The sequence below is a fragment of the Aquimarina algicola genome (assembly GCF_006443095.1).
GTDB lineage: Bacteria > Bacteroidota > Bacteroidia > Flavobacteriales > Flavobacteriaceae > Aquimarina > Aquimarina algicola.
In genome coordinates this window covers 193458-212693 of record NZ_VFWZ01000011.1, presented here as the reverse complement: position 1 = coordinate 212693, position 19236 = coordinate 193458, and the positions used below count along the sequence as shown (strand labels likewise).

The window sequence follows — 19236 nt, the reverse complement described above, 5'->3', positions numbered from 1 at the left end:
AATGCAAACTCTTAAAAAATGAAAAATTCAAATCAAATCACTCTGGCAGTAATGCTATTTCTACTGCTGTTCAACTACAATTATGCACAAGATCGTACTGACATGTTTTTTGCAACAATGCAGACACAAGATGCCAATGGGTTAAAATCTAGCCATCCAGAAGATATTAAGATTATTAATTCTAAGAATGGTTATAGTGCAGTTCTACTTAGCCATGATGCTGCAGAAGAACTACATCATAAAGTGTTAGTTCATGGTCCTGGGTTTATTTATGAAAGTTCTCAACAGGCTGCACTCAAATCGATTGAGAATGTAAATATGAAATCTTATAACAAACAAAGTTCACGATACTCAATCACCCAAGACAATTTGGTAAGAAGGTGTATTGATTTGGTTGACAATTTGAATATTGCCACGCAAATACAAGAACTTGAGGATTATGGTACTCGTTATCACACTACAAGTAGTGCCAGAAGAGCAGTACTTGATCTTAAAACCAAATGGGAAAGTCTCGCAGCAGGACGTAGCGATGTTAGCATAAGAATAGTAAATCACCAAAGTACGAACATGCCTTCTCTCATCATGACAATAGAAGGAACTGAAAAACCTGACGAATTTGTTATAATCGGTGGTCATATAGATTCGACTGCCAGAGGAAATACAACAACAAATGCTCCGGGAGCAGATGATAATGCGTCTGGTATCTCTACTATTACAGAAGCGGCCAGAGTATTATTTTCTGTGGATTTCAAACCTAAAAGAACGATGGAGTTTATGGCCTTTGCAGCAGAAGAAGTAGGGCTAAGAGGGTCAAAAGAAATCGCTGAGGATTACAAAGCACGCAATGTAAATGTTGTAAGCTACATGCAGCTAGATATGACAAATTATAAAGGTTCTGTAAATGATGTATATATCTCTACAGATTCATATAATGACGATGCTCTTAATAACTTTCTGATCCAATTAATGGATTATTATAATGCATCGGGCGTACATAAAATTACATACGGAACTTCGAGTTGTAATTATGGTTGTTCTGATCATTATAGCTGGGCTCAACAAGGATATGATGTAGCTTTCCCATTTGAGGCCTCTTTTCGAGAGAGTAATCCTAATATCCATACGACAAGAGATACTTTTGATCGTTCTCCAACACCTAATGCTACACATTCGGCTAAATTTGCCAAATTGGCATTAGAATATCTTATAGAGATAGGAAATGGTGTTAGCTCTACAGGTGGTGGAAACCAATGCGCCTCTACAGTATCTGTTTTTCCATACCAAGAAGGGTTTGAAGGTTCTATAAACTTATGGTCACAGTCTACTTCTGATGATTTAAATTGGACCGTTGACTCAAATGGAACCCCATCTAATGGTACAGGACCTGCCAGTGCAATAGAAGGATCATCTTATATCTATGTAGAAGCTTCGGGTAACGGTTCAGGCTTTCCTAATAAAAGGGCGATCATTACTTCTCCATGTCTTGACCTTACGAGTGCATCTCAAGCAACGTTAAGTTTTAAGTATCATATGGTTGGGAACGCAATCGGAAGCCTTTCTGTAGAGGTGAGTACAGATAATGGAAATAGTTGGACTAATGTTTTTTCAAAAACCGGGGCTCAGGGAAATAACTGGCAAACCGCTACAATTAATCTGGCTTCTTACATAGGAAACATAGCACAAGTTCGGTTTAATACGGTAACGGGAAATAGTTGGCAAGGTGATGTTGCTATTGATGAAGTTGAAGTTTTTGAAACTTCTGGTGGGAATACGGATATTTGTGATGGAGTTAGTCCTTATAATTCTTCTGTAAATTATCAACCGGGCGATCGTGTAACTTTTCAAGGTAGTTTATATGAAAGAACAGCAAATAATAATTGGAATAGGATAGGAGCCTGTGGATCTACTTTGAGTACTACTTTGGCAAAAAAGCTTACAAATGATGATGCTTTAATTGATTTTTATCCTAATCCCGTAGATCAAGCTACTGTGACCATAACAGTTAATAATGGATTATGGAAATCAGGCATGATTATGATACTCGATATAAAAGGAAATATCATAAAAGAAGTAAAACTAGAAAAACAGTCTACTCAAATTAATGTTTCAGAATTTGCTTCAGGCACATATTTCCTGACATTTTTTGAAGGTTCAAATAGCTATACCAAGCAAATGATTAAAAAATAATCAGATAGGCAACATGCAAAAAGTCGGGAAAATTCTCCCGACTTTTTAGTATAAATACTTTTTTACTCGATTATCTAGATCTAAATACCACGTGACTTGTTTCTGTGTCAAAATTATTTTCTAACTAGATGCAAGCCTATAAGGTAGATTATTTTATTAACCCTGCTCTTTTTAGTAATGCTTCTGGTTTAGGCTCTTTTCCTCTAAACCTTTTATAAAGTGTCATTGGGTTTTCTGTACCTCCTTTTGATAAAACATGTTCTTTGAATTTTGCTGCTATTTCTGCATTAAAAATTCCATTTTCTTTAAAATAATCAAAAGCATCTGCGTCCAATACTTCTGCCCATTTATAAGAATAGTATCCGGCAGAATATCCTCCTTGAAAGATGTGAGAAAAAGCTGTACTCATACAATTTTCTGCTACATCGGGGTATAGAGATGTTGTTTCAAATGTCTTTTTTTCGTGCTCTTTTACATTTTTAATATTGCTTGGGTCTTGTGCATGCCAAGACATATCGAGTAATCCAAAACTTAATTGCCGTAGTGTTGCCATGCCTTCCATAAAGGTAGCAGATTCTTTAATCTTTTGTATAAGTTCCATTGGGATTACTTCTCCGGTTTCATAATGCTTGGCAAACAATTCTAATGCTTCTTGTTCATAACACCAATTCTCCATCACTTGACTAGGAAGCTCTACAAAATCCCAATACACACTTGTGCCTGATAGTCCCGGATATGTAGTATTGGCAAGCATGCCATGCAGTGCATGTCCGAATTCATGAAATAATGTAGTTACTTCATTAAATGTGAGTAAAGATGGTTTACTTGGAGTCGGTTTCGTAAAATTACAAACGATTGATACATGTGGTCTTATATTTTCACTATTCTTTACCATTTGCGGTTTGTAAGAAGTCATCCATGCTCCGTTTCTTTTACCGGGTCTGGGATGAAAATCTGCGTAAAATAATGCGATATAACTACCATTTGTATCCGTTACATCGTATGTTTTTACTTCTTCATGATATAAATCAACAGTAGTATTCTCTTTGAACTGAAGTCCAAAAAGTTTTGAAGCAATAGTAAAAACTCCATCAATAACATTTTCTAGTTTGAAATAGGGTTTTAGTTTTTCGTCATCTAGATCAAACAGTTTTTGTTTTAATTTTTCAGAATAGTAGGCTCCATCCCATTTTTGTAATTGGTCAATACCATCTAATTCTTTAGCAAAAGCTTCTAATTGCTTAAATTCTCGTTCTGCTGCAGGTTTTGCTTTTTCAAGTATTTCATTCAAAAATGAAAATACTTTTTCGGGGGTCTCTGCCATTCGTTCTTCTAAAACATAGTTTGCATGAGATGTATATCCTAACAATAAAGCACGTTGATGTCTTAAGTTTGCGATTTTTAATACAATATCCTGATTATCTAATTCATCATTATGAAAACTTTTAGAACCAAAGGCAAGAGCTAATTTTTTACGAAGCGCTCTATTATCAGCATATGTTATAAAAGGAATATAACTAGGGTAATCTAGTGTAATTAACCATCCTTGCATATCTTTTGCTTCTGCCATTGCTTTTGCTGCTTCTTTGGCACCTTCTGGCAATCCTGATAAATCTGCTTCATTAGTGAGTAGCATCTCAAATTTATTAGTTTCAGCCAATACATTTTCACCAAATTTTAGACTGGCAAGAGATAACTCTTTATCAATTTCTCTCAGTTTTTCTTTTTTATCATCTGTAAGATTAGCACCATTTCTAGAGAAAGATTTGTATCGTTTTTCTAGCAGTTGGTATTGTTCTGGTGTAAGGTTGAGTTGATCTCTAGTGTTATAAACAAGTTCAATTTTTTTAAATAAATCAAGGTTCAAAGCAATATCATTACTAAATTCAGATAGGAGAGGAGATGCTTCCTGAGCTGTTTTTTGAATCTCGTCGTTGGTCTCTGCACTGTTAAGGTTAAAAAATAAACTTGTGATTCTATCTAATAATTCTCCTGCATAATCTAATGCTTCTATTGTATTTTCAAAACTAGGTTCTTCTGTATTTGTTACAATGGCATTAATCTCTTTTCTGGCGAGTTCTATTCCATTTTTTATTGCTGGTAAGAAAAAATCCGGTGTTATTTTAGAAAAAGGAGCAGTGTCGAATGATTTTAATAAAGGATTGTTCATCTTGGATATTAAATTTATTTATGTAAAAATAAATGGATTAAAAGTTATTATACTATGTTTTTTTAGAATTGAGATTTTACCATGTTCCTGGATACAAGAAATTATACTCTCAAAAAGTAAAAGAACTTGTACAAAGTTGACATTTTTGTTTTCTAATTACGGTTTGAAATACGTTTTTTAACAATTTTTTTAATTTTATGTGTGTTTTTTCAGCCACAAAAACAAACTAAAAAATAAAATTTATGTATTTCATCCTATTTTTATGTATTTCATCGAAAAGTTGAAATATTTATGCCTTACTTTTATTGTGTAATCAAAGTAAGGTTTTACCTTTGTTTCAGGTTTTAAGAGTAATGGTCTTGCAACGAATTTTTTTGTGTAATATATTTAAGTTGGTTAATAAATATTGTTATATTCTTTTGTAAGACCTGATATTTGAAAAGAGTCACCTCTCGGTGGCTCTTTTTTTATGCCTTCTTTATTTGTTTGGCCCCATCTATTACTTTTTGTTTTAGACCTTCTTTATAAGAAATTATTGTATCGAGAATCTTCTGGTCTCCAGATCCAATAATCTGAGCAGCAAGAATACCTGCATTCAATGCACCATCAAGGGCAACTGTGGCAACAGGAACCCCGCCCGGCATTTGTAGAATAGAAAGTACAGAATCCCATCCGTCAATCGAATTTCTTGATTTTACAGGTACTCCAATGACTGGTAATGGTGAGAGAGAAGCAACCATTCCTGGTAAGTGAGCAGCTCCACCTGCCCCTGCAATGATAACTGATATTCCACGATTATGAGCGTTTTTTGCATAATCAAATAATTTTTCTGGAGTTCGATGCGCAGAAACAATATCAACGTCAACTTCGATATCAAAACTTTTTAATATTTCGATTGCTTTTTCCATAATGGGCATATCACTTGTGCTTCCCATTATAATCCCAACTTTACTCATGATGTTTTAATTAAAAAATGATGTTTTTACATTGTATCACATAACGTATATTTGTTGATACGAAATATATGTCTATTTGCTAATAACTTTAATTGTGTTTTTTACTTCTTCTGCAATTTTTCTAGCTTCATTAATATCTTCATGTACTATAGTTACATGCCCCATTTTTCTAAATGGTCTGGTTTGCTTTTTACCATAGATATGAGGGGTTACTCCTTTCATACTCATGATTTTGTCCATGTTTTTATATAATACATCTCCTGTATATCCTTCGGCTCCTACGAGATTTACCATAATTCCGCCAAGTTTACTTTCTGTAGCTCCCAATGGTAAATCAAGTACTGCTCTGATATGTTGTTCAAATTGATTAGTATAACTTGCTTCTATACTGTAATGACCACTATTATGGGGTCTTGGTGCAACTTCATTTACCAGGATTTTATCGTCTTGTGTCTGGAACATTTCTACGGCTAGAATTCCTACATGTTCAAAGGCTTCAGAAACTTTTTTAGCTACTGCTAGTGCTTTTTCTGCAACTTGAGCATCGATACGTGCCGGGCAAATTACATACTCAACTTGATTTGCCTCTGGATGAAATTCCATTTCTACAACAGGATAAGTTTTGATCTCTCCACTAGGATTTCTCACTACAATTACAGCCAATTCATTTTTGAAATCGATTAACTCTTCGGCAATGCATTCTGTATCAGGAAGCTTGGCAAGGTCAGCTCCCGACCTTATAATAGATACACCTTTGCCATCATATCCTCCTTGAGTGCTTTTCCAAACAAATGGGATTTTAATATTATTATTTGTGATCCCTTCTGTAAGATGTGCTTTATTAGAAAATTTAGTGAATTCAGAAGTCGGAATGTTATGTTCTCTATAAAATAGCTTTTGGCGCCCCTTATTTTGAATTATAGAGAGTGTTTTTGCACTAGGGTAAACCTTTTTGCCTTCTTCTTCAAGAGCTAGCAAAGCATCTACATTTACGGTTTCTATTTCGAAAGTAAGGACATCTACTTTTTTTCCGAAATTATATACCGTCTCATAGTCCATTAAATTACCTTGGTAAAAATAATTACATGCTAATTTGCAAGGAGCATCAGAATCTGAATCTAATACATATGTTTGTATATCATATTTTCTAGTGTCATATAGCATCATTTTGCCTAATTGACCACCTCCTAAGATACCAAGTTTAAAGTCTGACGAGAAAAAATTTGTCATTACGGGGATTTTCAGAATTAATTTTAAAAACACAAAAATAATTTTTTCGCTAAGAATAACCATAATTAATGAGGGGTAAATACTTGAGTTTGCCACTATAAAAGTGCCTAATAGGTATTGTTTTTTTGGGTTTAAGGATATAAATATGGAGGTTTTACTAACTTTAGGTATAATATTTTGGCTTACAGAAACAAATCTTAGTTAGGCTCGTTTCTAATTATTATCTTTGCGCCTTTAGATTAAAAATACAATACTTCTTTCAAAATATATGATAAGGCTTCATGACTTAGACTTTGTTCCCTTTATTACTGAAGATAAAATTACATCTGCCATAGATACTCTAGCTTTTAATCTTAATAAAGATCTTGCTGATCAAAAGCCTTTATTTTTAGTGGTTTTGAATGGTGCTTTTATGTTTGCTTCAGAAGTAATTAAACGATTCAACTATGACTGTGAGGTGAGTTTTATTAAATTATCTTCTTATGAAGGGACTAAAACAACAAATCAGGTAAAGGAATTAATAGGTCTAAATGAAGAGGTTGAGGGAAGAACTGTAGTGATTATAGAAGATATTGTCGATACGGGTACTACAATAGAAGAATTATCTATACTATTATTAGACAAAGGATGTAAAGCTTGTAAGATAGCCACATTGTTTTTCAAACCCGAAGCTTATACAAAACAAATTAATATAGAGTATATAGGTATAGAAATCCCTAATTTATTTATTGTTGGATATGGTCTCGATTATGATGGATTAGGAAGAAATCTTACCACTGTTTATCAATTAAAATCTAACCGCATGACAAATTTAGTGTTATTTGGCCCTCCGGGTGCAGGAAAAGGAACACAAGCAGAAGTTTTAAAACAAAAATATGATCTGGTACATATCTCTACGGGAGATGTATTTAGATACAATATAAAAAATCAAACAGAGCTAGGTACTCTGGCAAAATCATATATCGACAAAGGACAACTTGTGCCTGATGAGGTTACTATAGATATGCTTAGTACAGAAGTGGATAAAAATCCGGATGCAAAGGGATTTATTTTTGATGGATTTCCTAGAACAGAAGCTCAGGCAGATTCTTTATCAAAATTACTAGAGTCAAAGAATTCTGAAGTAAGTGCAATGGTTGCTCTCGAAGTTGAAGATGAGGTGTTGGTACAACGATTACTCGAAAGAGGAAAAACTTCAGGTCGACCAGATGATGCAGATGAAAGTATTATTCGTAACAGAATAAAAGTATATTACGATGAAACAGCGATCTTAAAGAATTATTATCAAAAAAGGGACCGATATTTTGGTGTAGATGGAGTAGGAGAGATACAAGAAATCACCAAAAGACTAAGCGAAGTAATTGATAATTTGTAGTTTATACTTTTATAGGTTTTAAAACTTAAACAAAAACGTATTGCAATAATGACAGAAGGGAATTTTGTAGATTATGTAAAATTGCATGTAACTTCAGGAAATGGAGGAAAAGGCTCTGTACACTTACATAGAGAAAAATATATTGCCAAAGGAGGACCCGATGGAGGTGATGGAGGTCGAGGAGGGCATATCATAATTAGAGCAAATCCTAATTTGTGGACGCTGTATCATCTCAAATTTAAACGTCATTTTAGAGCGGGGCATGGTGAGCACGGAAGCAAAAACAGGAGTACAGGAGCTGATGGAGAAGATATTTATGTAGATGTACCTCTAGGTACAGTGATCAGAGATACAATCACTCAAACTGTTATTAAAGAAATTACAGTTGAAGGAGAAGAGTTTGTTGTAGCAGAGGGAGGAATGGGAGGAAGAGGTAATTGGCATTTTAAAAGCTCTACAAATCAAACTCCTCGCTATGCTCAACCAGGAGTAGAAGGAACGCAACACGATATTACACTAGAGTTAAAAGTACTTGCAGATGTAGGGCTTGTTGGTTTTCCGAATGCAGGAAAATCAACATTATTGTCTGTCATCACAGCAGCAAAACCAAAAATTGCTGACTATGAATTCACAACGTTAAAACCTAACCTGGGAATTGTAAAATACCGTGACTTCAAAACTTTTGTAATGGCAGATATACCTGGTATCATTGAAGGAGCTGCAGAAGGTAAGGGTATTGGACACCGATTTTTAAGACATATAGAACGTAATTCTACATTACTATTTTTAATTCCGGCAGATGCAGCAGATATAAAAAAACAATATGATATCCTTTTAGATGAGTTACGTAGGTATAACCCAGAATTGCTGGATAAAGAGAGGCTTATTGCAATCTCTAAATGCGATATGCTTGATGATGAACTTAAAGAGGAGTTAAAAGTTGAGTTAGATCAACAATTACAAATACCTTATATCTTTATATCTTCTGTTGCGCAATTAGGTTTACAGGAATTAAAAGATAAACTTTGGAAAATGTTAAATGAGTAATTGTGATATACTCTTTAAAAAGTATATCACAAACGTATTGTAAATACTTTAATTTTTAAGTCAAGATGACTTTAGTAATCCTTCTGCTTCTTTTGGATGTCTTTTTATATAAATTTTTATGAATGGACATATAGGAACTAATTTGTATTCTTTTTCTCTGATATAAACTAACGCTTTTTTTACGATTTGATTCCCTATTCCAAGACCTTTTAGAGTTTCTGGTACTTCTGTATGTGTGAGGTAAATAGTATTTCCTTTCGCTAAAATGTATTCAATAAAAGCAATTTTATTATCGATATGTAATTCAAATCTTTTTTTGGGATAGTTGGTATTATCTATCAAAGTAATTTTGGACCAATCTCTCTTTTCCATACGTCAAAATTTATAATTACAATTTCAAATGTAAAACTTTTAAAATGTTTTATGAATGAAGTTTCTAATTGACTTTTAATCAAAACTAATGTTGATTTAGTCATCTAAAACCATTTTTTGATACATGTTTTTACTCAAAAAAGTAATTCTTATTCTATTACTTTAAGTTGATATTCAAATAAATTTTAACGATCAATTGGGACTTATTTAACTTAATATTTTATGAAATAAAAAGAATACTACGTTCTCACTAAAAAACAAACGAAAAAAGATGAAAATTAGGTATAAAATATTTTCTGTTATTCTTACCGGAATAGTAATTACTTCATGTACTCAATCGAAAACCGATAAGACTTCTGAAGATAATAATAAATTGATTGCTGAAAAGATTGATTCTCCTTCAAAAGCAGTATTTGAAGAGAAAAAAACAGAAGAGAAAGTATTAAACATTGCTGAGTTTACAGCTATTGATAAGGGGTTTTCTACATTAACTTCAATAATAAAAGCAACAGGTGCTTCTGAAACACTTAGTTCTGAAGGACCATATACTATATTGGCACCGGCAAATTTAGCTTTTGATAAGTTACCTGAAGGGACTTTGGATCATCTTTTAAAACCAGAGAATAAGGAGCAGCTCAAAACGATTTTGGATTGTCATATTATCAAGGGGATTCAGAAAAAAGATGACTTAGTAGATGCAATTAAGAAAGGTAATGGTAGTATAAAACTAAAAACAATTAATGGTACTGTACTTACTGCTACTCGTAAAAGTGGAGATATATTTTTGATAGATCAAATGGGTAATGGTGGGGTATTGGTAACAACTGATGTAAAAGCTTCTAATGGTCTCATACATACAATAGATGCAGTTATGATGCCCAAAAAATAATATTCATTTTTGTCTATATATATGAAAAATCCTTTCTGATCATTTTCAGAAAGGATTTTTTTGTTATTTGTACAATCGGATTTTTTGTGAATCTATTATGAAGAAAAGAATTTGTAATACAATACATGATTAAAACTCTAGTTGTTTGTTTATTAGGTGAATGCGAAAACATTAACGTTAATTTTTTGCGGTTTAACAGTAATGTGGTTAACTTTGATTTAACAACAGCTTAACTTGTATTCAAATTATGAAAATTAATTGGTTATCAAAATCTGAAGCCAAATCCTCCGAAGTACAGAAACTTTTAAAGTTAGAGTACAATTTTCGAAAAAAGGCTACTATAATTTTGTTAGAGCTTATGGATAATAAAGAATGGGTAGATTTATCTAGTGTAGAATTTGATTTTTGTACAGAAAAACATACTTTTTTAGTATCCAAAAATACTCCCGAACCTATTTATTCTTACTTGTCTACTATATGTACAGCTACAGAAAAGGCTAATATTCCCTGGTCTGTTGGCGTAATCTCTTAATTAAATACGATTAAAAAGCCAAGAATGGACTATTTTCTGACGTTATTTCTTTTTGATTAAAAAAGAAAAGGATACTTATATATAAGTACCCTTTCTTATATTTGATATATTATAGTTTATTTAATTTTTACTCGAACTCCTTCAGAGTGGCTCGTAAACTCAGGAGCATACATACTCTGTATTGTTGTGATTCCATTAGAGAAATCTCCTTTATTGTTTACTCTCAAATCATATTCAAAAACATATACTCCTTTGGGTAAATAATCAAAAAAGAAATTTGTAGCAGCATCTTTAGTGCTCTCATAATACCCTAAACCGTCTTGCCACTTGTATTGAGAAATCACATTAACCGGTTCAAATCCAGATGCTCTCATGTCTTTCATATGTACAAACTCCATTGCTCTATCTACTTTGATTTCTACTCTTACCTTTATAAGATCTCCTAATTCTAGTGTCGTGGCATTGGTAACTTCTGTAAGTTTTTCACCTGTTTCAGTATTCTTTTTTAAGAATAGCTTCTTTTTGATTTCTAACGGTGTTTTGGCAAAAGTGATTTTGTCTAAATCTTCAAAATATTGCCAATACAATGCTCCCCAGGCAATTCCTTTTCCTTTTTTTGATATGGTTGCAGTTGCCATATCGGGTTTTATTTCGGTAGTGTTCCATGAAGTTTTAAAATAACCGGTGCCAGCCTCTACTTTAACATCTTCTATTTTGCTAGGATCAATTTTTTGATCACCAAGCGTTATATCTACCATATCGGTTACAGCAAGCCAATCGCTGCCTTGAAGCAGTAGTGCATACACAGCATCAGAGGTAGCTTTTGTAGTTTCCCATCTATTCGTTTGTTTATTTTTGAGTAACCAAATCTTAAGATTGTCTACAATTTTTGTTCTCTTAGGTTCTTTTTCAATTTCACTAAACACTTCTATCATCAAAGCTTGTGTTTCTATAGGTGCTTGGTACCAATACCAACTAGCTGTATTAGATTTCCAATACATACCTAATTCATCACTGGTAATACTCTTTTCGTCAAGAGACCTAATGATCTTATTTGCTGTTGCATTATCATTATTTCTATTTGTAATCAATGCAAGCATACCTTGTGCGTATAATCCTTGGTCTGACCAATATTTTTTGGATTGCCCCAGATAATAATCCCAAGCTTCATTTGTAGCTTTAGGCCTTTTGATATTGCTAAAGAAACTACGCATATACAAGTAGTGAATCTGGGTATATGCTAAATGATTTTCATTTATATCAATTTTATTTTTCTTACAATATCTTTTTAATTCTTCATATTCATCGACAAACTCTCTATCGAGAAAACGGATAGCTTTATTAATCATTGCCAAAGTTTGGTTATCGAACTTAGAAACGGCATTTAATTTTTTTAGATGTCCGAAACCAGTGATGATATGTTGTGTAATAAATCTACTTTCTCGTCCGCCTTTAAACCAAGGAAATGCACCAGACCCCATTTGCATTTGTCTTAATTTCTGCAAAGCAGATTGTAGTTCATTGTTCATCTTGTTAAAATCGAATAAGAGTGCAATTCTTTTTTTCTGTTCGGTTTCACTTTGTGCGTCTCTTAGCCATGGTGTTTCTTGTATGATCAAAGATTTAAGTTCTTGATTTTTTTCAAGATTACTAATCAGAGCGTCACTAGATTTCCATTGCTCAAATACTTCTTTTATTCTTGGGTTACTGTTTGCAATATAGCTTGCCAGCTGATTAGAGTAATATCTGGCAAAAGTTTGCTCGGCACATTCATGAGGGTATTCCATAAGGTATGGTAAAGATTGTACTGCATACCATGCAGGATTAGAAGTTATCTCTAGAGTGAGTTTATGGTTTTTTAGAGTACTAGAAGTGTTATCTTTTAGTTTGTCTAGCGTAAAACTCTTCGTTTGATTAGACCGAATCCACATAGGTAGCGTTTCGGTAACCATCATTCTATTGCTTAGAACAGGCAACACGTTCTGTTCTCCATCTGAGAATTCTCCTGCTTTGGCTATTATTTTATATTGTACGGTTTGTATGTTGTCAGGAATATCTAGCTCCCATGAAATATTAGTATTACCTTTTGCTTTTACAGTAAAATTTTGTTGAATATTATTGTTACTCAATTCAGTATTAATTGTTTTGTTGGTCAATGCATCTATCAATTGCAACTCGATAATACCATTAAGGTCTTTGTTGGAGAGATTAGATACTTTTGAGCTTAAAATAATTTTGTCTCCTTCTCTTAAAAATCGTGGAGGATTAGGCAATACCATTAATTCTTTTTGTGTAACAGTCTCAAGTGTTTTAATAGTTGAATTAAGTTCTTTGGTGTGCGCTAATAATTGTAGTTTCCATTGTGTTAATGCTTCTGGTGTTGTGAAACTAAAACTGATATCACCATTTTCATTTGTGGTTAACTGGGGAAAAAAGAAAGCTGTTTCCTGGAAGTTTTTTCTGACTTTAACACCATCTAATGAGGTTGATTCTTTTTCTGTAGAGGTTGTGTTTGTTGTAACAGAATCTCTTTTTTCTTCGCGATCATCAGCATAATCTGCTTCTTCTTCTACATCTGCTACTTGTTCATTTAATTCCATCCCCAAGGCTGATTTTTCTTGAGCCATACTCATCGCTGGAGCTGGAGCCATTGCTCTTCTCTTGCTCATCTTATTGACAAGGTATTGTCTGCCAAAATACAAGCCAAACCAATTCAATCTATCATATTGTTGGATTTCAGGATAATATACAGAGCGGTTCTGGTTGTGGAGGGCAAAGTTTTGTATTCCGAAGCTTTGTATAGCATTTCTTTGACTTTGCGAGTAATATGACGATCTGTATTTAGGATTGAAATACCATTGATGTGCTTTGAACTGATCTAAAGAAGCATCATACATACTTGCTAATACTTCTGCACTGACTTTGTCTCCTTTTGGTCCTTTGATTACAAAACTCCACGTTTCTTCTTGTCCAGGCTGTAATTTATCTCTAAAGGTCTTGGTTTCTATACTAAGTTCGGAAGGTTCATAAGGAACAGGAATAATTATTCTTCCGTTTTGATACCCATTATAGTTAGAATAGCTATAGTGAACTGCAAAACCTCCCAAATCTTCTTTAAGAATAGGGATTTTGATTACTTTGCTATTTTCAGATAATTTGATAATTTTAGTTTCTACGATTTTATGATTTTTTTCTATATCTAAAGTAATTGAGATATCTTCTGATGCAGAACTTACTTTAATAATAGCTTCATCCCCTGTTTTATAAGAATCTTTATTGGCAGTGATCTCAAATAATTGTTTGTCACTAATTACTTTATCGCTTTGATTATACAGTGTAAAATATCTGATATCTTTTACTTTTTGTCCAAATCGATCTTGAGTACTTAGTTCTATAACATATTTACCGGTTTTCCATTTTTTTGTATCTTTTAAAGAGAAGTTTTGTATCCCTTTGTCGCTTTCTTTTGATGTTGAAGTACTAAATGATTTCTCCAGCACCATTTCTTGTTTTTTCCATGTTCTAAAATCATCTTCAGTATTATAGGCATCGTGCGGGAATAATGTATTAAATTCTTCTTTACTGAAGCCTTTGTAGTCTGGGGCTTTCCATGGGCGGATACGCATAGGTTGATCAGGAGCTTTTAATTTATGAATTTTGATATCTCCCGATGCTTCGATAGGTTCGTTGTTTAAATTTACTGTACTTACACTAAATGTTTGGTCTTTTTGAGTTTGATCTATAAGTTCTAGAATGTTCATGCTTGCATTTATAGTATGATACCCTACATTTACTATTGTTGTTGTACTTCTTGTTTCTCCATTAATATCAGTTACATCTGCGGTTACTTCATAGTTAAAAATAGGTTGATTTTCTTTTGCTACTGTTAGATCAGGTAATGCTTCAAAATCGATAGTATATTCTCCTTGATCATTTGTTTTTGTTTCTCCAAAAGTAATTTCTTGTGGTTGGATATTGTATCTAGGGTACCAATAGCACCATATAGGATATCTTACATTTCGTTTTACACGATATACTACCTTTGCATCTGTGATTGTGCTACCTGAATATGCAGTTGCGACCCCTGTAAGTTTTATGATATCGTTTATTTTATAAGTTTGAGTAACAGGATTAAATTTCGTTTCAAATTTTGGACGTTTATATTCTTCTACAGATATAGAGGTGCTACCATTATCGCTGGTGTAAATTGTATACATACCGGTTAGCCCTGTTGATGGCAATACAAATTCTCCTGAAAAAGATCCATAATCATTAGTTTGTAAAGTCACATTTTTTACTTCTTGTCCGTTGACATCTCTTAAAGTAACAGTTGTAGATTGATTGGGGAGAACCTCAAATGTTTTTTTACCATCAGAAGACATTACTATTCCTTTGTAGTAAACCGTTTGACCAGGTCTATAAATACTTCGATCGGTAAATAAAAATGTAGTTCTACGAATTTTATTTTGGTTGTTTACATTTTCATAAGATTTATTGAGGTAGAATCCTCCAAACAAGGCAGAATCTTCCTCATAAGAAACAGATATATTCAAATCGTAATAGTGAGTGTTTGCTTTGAAGAATACTTGACCTTTTTCGTCTGTAGTAAAAGTTTTATCTATCTTGTTTCCATATCTCGCTTCATTATTTGTTTTGATACGTACTTTTGCATTTTGAATAGGAGCTCCATTATTTCTATCTATAACTTGAAAGATAGATTGACTACGGGTTTTGTTCTCTGTTAGAGCAAGATTAGTTATTTGCGTATTTCCATAAGAAAACAAACCGTTTTCAGAAATATCTTTTGATAAGGTAGCAACAATTAGATAAAAGCCATGTGCTAGTTTAGGAACCGATATTTCTGTAGTATGTGATTGATAATCTTTTTCATCACGTATATCAGATTCCCAAGAGGTTACTTCTTTCAAACTATTTAAAAATTTTACTTGCTCTTGATTGTCATACATCCTATGTAAGCGATTGAGTTGCGCAGGAGTTATTCTTAATGCTTTTAGATATAATTTGTTAATATTCTTGTAAGTGATCAGTAGCCTTGCCGGAGTCTGAATTGGAATGTTTTTTTCAATTTTTATATCTAATTCTGACTCAAAGATTTCTCTTTTTAGGGATTCACATCGTTTAGCTCCTCTAGAATCAGGAAACTTTTTTTGAGTAGCATCGCAAAGTGCAATAGCTTCCTTTAACTTCCATCGATGTTCTTCATTGTTTTGAGGCTTATATAAAGCAGCTAGTTCTTTAAATAATTTTGCAATCTCGTAACTATATAATGCAGATGATGGGTTTGATTCAAACTTTTTTTCTTCTGTCTTCAAAGATTGTAATAATAAGGATTGTTTGTCTCCAAATACAGCATTTGCATATACGAATTGTAAACGTTCAATATTTACCTCTACTAATGCCTCAGGATTTTTGTCTCTTTTATGAAATTTTATAAGGTTTTGATATAGTTTTAAAGCATTAAATTGTAAAGATAGAGAGTCCTTTGTTTTGATTTTTAATGAATTAAACTCATCATGAGAACCTAAGTATTTTGAGTCATTTATAGTAAATGCATAAGCGGGCTTAATGATCCCTGTTTCTGAAGAAGTATAGAATTCTAAAGCATTATGCAATAAAAAATCGTACAGTGTAGGGCGGTATTTTTTTGAATTTTCTGCGGTTAATAGAATTTGATCGAATTGCTTGAGATCAGTTTGTTGTGATAAAACTCCGTTTTTGATCGATCCTTGATAATGTAAATGTATTTCTGTAAATAGTGTCTTAAGATCCCATGTTCTAAAATCATCCTGATCAACTTTTTGTTCGGTTTGTGTGCGATTATAAAACCTCCAACGATTTTCTTGAAAATATTGCCAATATAAATTTGCCAGAATACTTTCTAAAATATTCTTTTTAGGAAATTTACTTTCTTTTATTTCATTCTTAAAATCAGTAATTATAGAAAGCTGTGCATTTTCTTCAAGAGTTAACGCGTATTTTGCTTTATATAGTAATGTTTTGATAATTTGACTGTTGTTGTTTTCATTTTGTGCTTTTTTGTACAAAGATTCAACAATTTCTAAAGCAGATTTAGGTAAGCCTTCTTGCTCAAAAGATGCTACTTTTTTCCAATCTTCTTGGTAGTCATTCTGACTATTCATGTTATATAGGTTTAAAGTGCAAATAATAATAAAGATGATGTGTTTTTTCATCATAAAAGATTTTTGATTCTTAAGTAGATACAACAAGTGTCATGCCGTTGCGTCTTGATTATTTATGGTTAGATCAATAATGTACTATAAAGCTACATATTTGAATTGAGTCTTAACAATTTTGCAGTCATAAATAATTCTTATTTTGAATTTCAAATAAACTATTTATCATATTAATATAAAACTATCAATGAGCAAAGTAATCGTTTGGATGAGTAAAGTATACTTTGTTTGACTTGATTTTGTATTGTTGTTTGAGAATATATTAATGTTTGAGTTTTTTAAAATTAGGTTCTATTCACTAAAAAACTTTTCTGAGAACTCTCCAATCTTGCAAATCTCATGCGGGATAGATATGATATAGAATTAAGCTTTATCTTTACATTCAAATTTTATAAAAACTATGCGTATACATTTTATAGCAATTGGAGGAAGTGCAATGCATAACCTTGCTATTGCGCTGCATCAAAAGGGATATCATGTTACAGGAAGTGATGATACTATTTTTGAACCTTCAAAATCTAGATTAGACCGGTATGGGTTGTTACCAGAAACATTTGGATGGTTTGATGAAAAAATCACTAGTGACCTTGATGCTGTGATTTTAGGAATGCATGCCAAAGAAGATAATCCTGAGTTGAATAGAGCGCAAGAGTTAGGGTTGAAAATTTATTCTTATCCTGAGTTTTTATATGAACAATCCAAAGACAAAACTCGTGTAGTAATTGGTGGATCACATGGAAAAACAACCATAACTTCAATGATACTACATGTGTTACATTATCATGATAAGGAGGTAGATTATATGGTAGGGGCTCAATTAGAAGGCTTTGATACAATGGTACACCTTACCGAAGAAAATGATTTTATAGTATTAGAAGGAGATGAATATTTATCATCGCCTATAGATCGTAGACCAAAATTTCATTTATATAAACCCAATATAGCATTGGTTAGTGGTATAGCCTGGGATCATATTAATGTGTTTCCTACGTTTGATAATTATCTAGAGCAGTTTCGCATTTTTATGGATTCGATAATCAATGGGGGAGCATTGGTGTATAATGAAGAAGATAATGAAGTAAAGGAACTTGCAGAACAACTTGAAAATCCAATACGAAAGTTTCCATATATGACTCCTGAATATAGAGTAGAAGATGGTCAAACATTATTAGATACTCCAGAAGGAGAAATGCCTATAGAAGTATTTGGAAAACATAATTTGAATAACCTGGCAGGCGCAAAATGGATTTGTCAGCATATGGGTATTGATGAGGATGATTTTTATGAAGCAATAGCTTCTTTTTCGGGAGCATCAAAAAGATTGGAGAAAATAGCAGAAAATTCTAATACGGTTGTATACAAAGATTTTGCTCATAGTCCATCAAAAGTTAAAGCAACAACCGAAGCTGTTAAGGAACAATATCAAAATAGAAATGTTATTGCCTGTTTAGAATTGCATACGTATAGTAGTCTTAATTCAGAATTTATAAAAGAATACGATGGGGCATTAGATGCTGCTGATGAGGCTGTCGTATTTTATTCTCCCGAAGCTCTAAAAATAAAACGTCTAGACGAGATTTCTGCGCATCAAATATTAGAGTCTTTTCAGAGAAAAGATTTAACGATTTATACAAATTCTGACGATTTTCAGACCTTTTTGTCAAACAAAGACTTGTCTAATTCTGCTCTTTTGTTAATGAGTAGTGGTAATTATGGAGGGTTAGATTTTGATCAATTTAAACAAAAGATATAAATATAAGTTTCTAAATTAATATTTTGTTATCTAAACATTGAATTGTTGTAAATGATGATCCAAATGTTTGTATTGTAATTTTCCCCATTGTTCGTTTGTGAATTTGCCAAACATTGGATGGGGATCCCATTCTTTTTTATCTCTTTGGTTAGAGAATTCATTAACCAGAGTTAACAGATAATTCTTTTCTTGTTCAAAATCTTTTTGTTCTACTACTTTTAAAGCTGGGGCAGTAGGTAGGTTTTTTTTCCAGGGTTTGTCACTATATAAAGCTTTTTTAAAGAATAGTTTTGCGAAAAAATTAGGTTTTATTTTGGGATGATCTTTTTGTAAAGCAATTTTTAAAGGAAATTGACAGTGATTAAACATTTGAGCTACATCCATTTTTCCCCATACAGGAGTACTTTCAGAAGATAGGTTTTGGATTCTAGTTTCAATTTCTTCTAAAGCCTTTGGATCAAATAAAGATTTCATAACTAAATAGTTTAAAGATTGATGTGTACGCCAAAA

At 32.6% G+C, this 19236-nt stretch carries 12 protein-coding genes; 6 read left to right on the top strand and 6 right to left on the bottom strand.

Features of this window, described 5'->3' with window-relative positions; all coding sequences use genetic code 11:
* The first annotated feature begins 18 nt into the window (after nucleotides 1–18).
* Nucleotides 19–2187: a M20/M25/M40 family metallo-hydrolase gene (locus FHK87_RS25505; RefSeq protein ID WP_140597714.1), complete on the top strand. Its 2169-nt coding sequence runs from the start codon at nucleotides 19–21 to the stop codon at nucleotides 2185–2187.
* 148 nt (nucleotides 2188–2335) lie between these two features.
* Here FHK87_RS25505 and FHK87_RS25500 read toward each other — a convergent pair whose 3' ends face one another.
* The 3 genes from FHK87_RS25500 to FHK87_RS25490 form a co-directional block, all read right to left on the bottom strand.
* Complete coding sequence (locus FHK87_RS25500; protein ID WP_140597713.1) at nucleotides 2336–4357, bottom strand: M3 family metallopeptidase; 2022 nt, start codon at nucleotides 4355–4357, stop codon at nucleotides 2336–2338.
* A gap of 467 nt (nucleotides 4358–4824) precedes the next feature.
* On the bottom strand, nucleotides 4825–5313 hold the full coding sequence (gene purE / locus FHK87_RS25495) for a 5-(carboxyamino)imidazole ribonucleotide mutase (RefSeq protein ID WP_140597712.1): 489 nt from the start codon (nucleotides 5311–5313) through the stop codon (nucleotides 4825–4827).
* Between the two features lie 72 nt (nucleotides 5314–5385).
* A complete protein-coding gene (locus FHK87_RS25490) occupies nucleotides 5386–6543 on the bottom strand; it encodes a 5-(carboxyamino)imidazole ribonucleotide synthase (RefSeq protein WP_140597711.1) in 1158 nt (385 codons plus the stop codon).
* A gap of 268 nt (nucleotides 6544–6811) precedes the next feature.
* Between FHK87_RS25490 and FHK87_RS25485 the strand changes: the two genes are divergently transcribed.
* Nucleotides 6812–7918: an adenylate kinase gene (locus FHK87_RS25485; RefSeq protein WP_140597710.1), complete on the top strand. Its 1107-nt coding sequence runs from the start codon at nucleotides 6812–6814 to the stop codon at nucleotides 7916–7918.
* A gap of 48 nt (nucleotides 7919–7966) precedes the next feature.
* Nucleotides 7967–8965 carry a GTPase ObgE gene (obgE, locus tag FHK87_RS25480; RefSeq protein ID WP_140597709.1) on the top strand — a complete coding sequence of 333 codons (999 nt, stop codon included), beginning with the start codon at nucleotides 7967–7969 and terminating at the stop codon, nucleotides 8963–8965.
* A 60-nt stretch (nucleotides 8966–9025) separates the two neighbouring features.
* On the opposite strand, the gene FHK87_RS25475 is transcribed toward obgE, so the two are convergent.
* Nucleotides 9026–9337, bottom strand: coding sequence for a GNAT family N-acetyltransferase (locus tag FHK87_RS25475; protein ID WP_140597708.1), 312 nt, complete (start codon nucleotides 9335–9337; stop codon nucleotides 9026–9028).
* Nucleotides 9338–9608: 271 nt separating this feature from the next.
* Here FHK87_RS25475 and FHK87_RS25470 point away from each other — a divergent pair, with 271 nt between their 5' ends.
* Together FHK87_RS25470 and FHK87_RS25465 are read left to right on the top strand one after the other, a co-directional pair.
* The gene (locus FHK87_RS25470; RefSeq protein ID WP_140597707.1) at nucleotides 9609–10226 is read left to right on the top strand and encodes a fasciclin domain-containing protein; all 618 of its coding nucleotides are present in this window, start codon (nucleotides 9609–9611) and stop codon (nucleotides 10224–10226) included.
* 247 nt (nucleotides 10227–10473) lie between these two features.
* Nucleotides 10474–10758 (top strand): hypothetical protein, encoded by a 285-nt coding sequence (locus tag FHK87_RS25465; protein ID WP_140597706.1) that lies wholly within the window; start codon nucleotides 10474–10476, stop codon nucleotides 10756–10758.
* 116 nt (nucleotides 10759–10874) lie between these two features.
* Here the strand turns inward: FHK87_RS25465 and FHK87_RS25460 are convergent, their stop codons facing one another.
* Entirely contained in the window at nucleotides 10875–16973 is a 6099-nt protein-coding gene (locus FHK87_RS25460; protein ID WP_449371680.1) for an alpha-2-macroglobulin family protein, read from the bottom strand.
* Nucleotides 16974–17373: 400 nt separating this feature from the next.
* Here FHK87_RS25460 and FHK87_RS25455 point away from each other — a divergent pair, with 400 nt between their 5' ends.
* Nucleotides 17374–18726, top strand: coding sequence for a UDP-N-acetylmuramate--L-alanine ligase (locus FHK87_RS25455; protein ID WP_140597704.1), 1353 nt, complete (start codon nucleotides 17374–17376; stop codon nucleotides 18724–18726).
* A gap of 30 nt (nucleotides 18727–18756) precedes the next feature.
* On the opposite strand, the gene FHK87_RS25450 is transcribed toward FHK87_RS25455, so the two are convergent.
* Nucleotides 18757–19200 carry a DUF1569 domain-containing protein gene (locus tag FHK87_RS25450; protein ID WP_140597703.1) on the bottom strand — a complete coding sequence of 148 codons (444 nt, stop codon included), beginning with the start codon at nucleotides 19198–19200 and terminating at the stop codon, nucleotides 18757–18759.
* Between the last annotated feature and the right edge of the window lie 36 nt (nucleotides 19201–19236).

Excerpts from the sequence above, each read along its gene's own strand:
- FHK87_RS25505 (WP_140597714.1), top strand. The coding sequence starts at position 19 with ATGAAAAATTCAAATCAAATCACTCTGGCAGTAATGCTATTTCTACTG.
- FHK87_RS25500 (WP_140597713.1), bottom strand. The coding sequence starts at position 4,357 with ATGAACAATCCTTTATTAAAATCATTCGACACTGCTCCTTTTTCTAAA.
- purE (WP_140597712.1), bottom strand. The coding sequence starts at position 5,313 with ATGAGTAAAGTTGGGATTATAATGGGAAGCACAAGTGATATGCCCATT.
- FHK87_RS25490 (WP_140597711.1), bottom strand. The coding sequence starts at position 6,543 with ATGACAAATTTTTTCTCGTCAGACTTTAAACTTGGTATCTTAGGAGGT.
- FHK87_RS25485 (WP_140597710.1), top strand. The coding sequence starts at position 6,812 with ATGATAAGGCTTCATGACTTAGACTTTGTTCCCTTTATTACTGAAGAT.
- obgE (WP_140597709.1), top strand. The coding sequence starts at position 7,967 with ATGACAGAAGGGAATTTTGTAGATTATGTAAAATTGCATGTAACTTCA.
- FHK87_RS25475 (WP_140597708.1), bottom strand. The coding sequence starts at position 9,337 with ATGGAAAAGAGAGATTGGTCCAAAATTACTTTGATAGATAATACCAAC.
- FHK87_RS25470 (WP_140597707.1), top strand. The coding sequence starts at position 9,609 with ATGAAAATTAGGTATAAAATATTTTCTGTTATTCTTACCGGAATAGTA.
- FHK87_RS25465 (WP_140597706.1), top strand. The coding sequence starts at position 10,474 with ATGAAAATTAATTGGTTATCAAAATCTGAAGCCAAATCCTCCGAAGTA.
- FHK87_RS25460 (WP_449371680.1), bottom strand. The coding sequence starts at position 16,973 with ATGATGAAAAAACACATCATCTTTATTATTATTTGCACTTTAAACCTA.
- FHK87_RS25455 (WP_140597704.1), top strand. The coding sequence starts at position 17,374 with ATGCGTATACATTTTATAGCAATTGGAGGAAGTGCAATGCATAACCTT.
- FHK87_RS25450 (WP_140597703.1), bottom strand. The coding sequence starts at position 19,200 with ATGAAATCTTTATTTGATCCAAAGGCTTTAGAAGAAATTGAAACTAGA.